3 protein-coding genes are annotated in these 2,110 nt (G+C 70.8%); 1 reads left to right on the forward strand and 2 read right to left on the reverse strand.

Annotation, left to right across the window (positions count from 1 at the left end; all coding sequences use genetic code 11):
- Positions 1-133: 133 nt before the first annotated feature.
- Both NHG27_RS18920 and NHG27_RS18925 read right to left on the reverse strand, forming a co-directional pair.
- Positions 134-646, reverse strand: coding sequence for an HAD domain-containing protein (locus tag NHG27_RS18920; RefSeq protein ID WP_497017351.1), 513 nt, complete (start codon positions 644-646; stop codon positions 134-136).
- Between the two features lie 74 nt (positions 647-720).
- Positions 721-1,539 carry a TrmH family RNA methyltransferase gene (locus NHG27_RS18925; protein ID WP_497017352.1) on the reverse strand — a complete coding sequence of 273 codons (819 nt, stop codon included), beginning with the start codon at positions 1,537-1,539 and terminating at the stop codon, positions 721-723.
- Positions 1,540-1,690: 151 nt separating this feature from the next.
- On the opposite strand from NHG27_RS18925, the gene NHG27_RS18930 reads away from it, so the two are divergent.
- The gene (locus tag NHG27_RS18930) at positions 1,691-1,966 is read left to right on the forward strand and encodes a hypothetical protein (protein ID WP_497017353.1); all 276 of its coding nucleotides are present in this window, start codon (positions 1,691-1,693) and stop codon (positions 1,964-1,966) included.
- Positions 1,967-2,110 lie beyond the last annotated feature (144 nt).

Here is a 2,110-nt window from a genome sequence, read left to right on the forward strand (position 1 = left end):
GGCTCAACCACTACAACCTGGAACGACCCCACCTCGGCATCGGCGGCCTACGACCCATCGACCGAATCAACAACGCAACGGGTCAGTACATCTAGGCCCGGTCACGGGAGACGAGCCGGACGGGGACCAGACGTCACCCTGCGGCGGGAAGCACACGGAGCCAGGCCGCGATCACGGCGACGTCCGGCACGGTCAACCCGACAGAGGGCTCGACCTGGTGCAGGAGGGCGGGCGCAGGGTGGTCGGCCTCGACCCGCCCCCGGTCGACCTGCCCGATCACGTCGTCGACCCAGACGAACGGGCGTCCCGCTGCGGTCCTGACCAGTGCCCTCGTCTTCCACTGCAGGCTGTCGGCGCCACGGTCGCCGGAGTAGGCAGGAAGGTCTGCCACCGGCAGCGGAGGAAGACCGAGCAGGGGCGCGATCACCTCGTTCGCGTCCTGCATCCATGCCGTCGCCCACATCAGCTCGCACCCCAGCCCGGCCAGCAACGGGCCGAGGTTCCGGTCGACACGCGACAGGTGGGGGTTCGACGCCGCGGTCCAGGACCCGGGTGGGCCTGGGGCCGACGGCATTCCTGGGCCACCGAACGGCAGGAGCGTTCCGTCGACGTCGAGGAAGAGGATCGGTCGCGGTGCGGCGGTCACCCGCGGACGGTAGCGCAGCCAGCACGTCCGACGTCGTCCGGGTTCGCGGTGAAGACCTGCGTGCGGCGCGGAGGCTACGTCGTCGAGCGCTGCCGACGGGCCTCGTAGAGGACGATCGATGCCGCGTTGGCGGCGTTGAGCGAGCTGGCTGCGCCGGCCATCGGGATGCTGAGCGTGACGTCCGCGGCCTCGCGCCATGCTCGGGACAGTCCGGCGGTCTCGTTGCCGATCAGCAGCAGGGTCGGCCCCGTCAGGTCGTAGTCGGAGATCGCGGCCTCACCGTCCTCGTCGGTCGCGACGACGACGATCGGCACACCGCTCGAGCGCTGGCTCTCGACCCAGTCCATGACCTCGAGGGGAGACTCCGCCCGGACCGTCGGTACCGCGAAGAACGAGCCGGTGGAGGCCCGCACCGACTTCGGGTCGTACGCGTCGGCGGCATGCCCCGTCGTGACCACGCCGTGCGCGCCCAACGCGTCGGCCGACCGGATGATCGACCCGATGTTGCCCGGCTGCGTCGGCCGGTCGAAGACCAGGCCCAGGAAGTCCGCGGGCACGGGGATCCGCGTGAGGTCGTCCGGGCGCATCGCGACGACGGCGAGGAGCTCGGCCACGCCCTCGGACTTCTCGCTGAGCTCCCCGAGCAGGGGCGCGGCCATCGCGATCTTCTCTGCGTCGGGGAGGGAAGCGAGCAGGCCGCGGGCCCACGGCGAGAGCGACCGGTCCGCGTCGTACACCAGGGTGTGGACGTCCCAGCCGTGCTCGATCGCGAGGTTGATGGGCCGGACTCCCTGCACGATGAACTCGCCCGCACGATGACGCTTGGTCCTGTTCGCGAGCAACGTCTGCAGTACCTGAAAGCGTGCGTTGCGTGCGGTGATGCGGGTAACCACGTGTTCCTCCTGAACCCTTGTGCGGCGACGCGGTCCGGCCATCGCCTCCCTGGAAGGCTACCGGCTCACCACCCGTGCAGACGGTGTGCGTCAGGCGGCAGGCCGCGCGATGCGACGTGCGGCACCCGCATCCCGGCGGGACGATACGACCATGTCCGCCCCACCCGAACGTTCCCAGGTCGGACACCCGTGGGCCGTGGCGGTGCGTTCCTGGTGGCTGTGGGCTGCGGCGGTGCCAGCGCTCGCCATGTCGCCCATGCTCTTCCTGACGACCCTCGTGGGCGGGGGGCTCCTCGTCGTCGCGGCCGGGGCGCTCGTCCGCGTGCACCGCAGCGCCGTGATCGCGCTCGCGATCGGTAGCGGGCTCGTGATCGGGTCGCTCCCCTATGCGCTGCTCGCGCTGAGCCGGCTCCTGGGTCTCCGGTGACCGAGCGTTTGTGTCCGGGGACGGGAAGGCCCCGGCACGGGTGGGTGCTGGGGCTGTGGTGTGTTGGGGGTATGCCAAAGGCCCACCCCGTGAGGGGTGGGCCTTTGGTGAATGGTTGTCCGGCGGCGACCTACTCTCCCACCC

The sequence above is a fragment of the Oerskovia sp. 140933 genome (genome assembly GCF_059651515.1).

What these genes read in the sequence shown, in the direction of transcription:
- NHG27_RS18930 (WP_497017353.1), top strand. Translation starts at nt 1,691, where the DNA reads ATGTCCGCCCCACCCGAACGTTCCCAGGTCGGACACCCGTGGGCCGTG.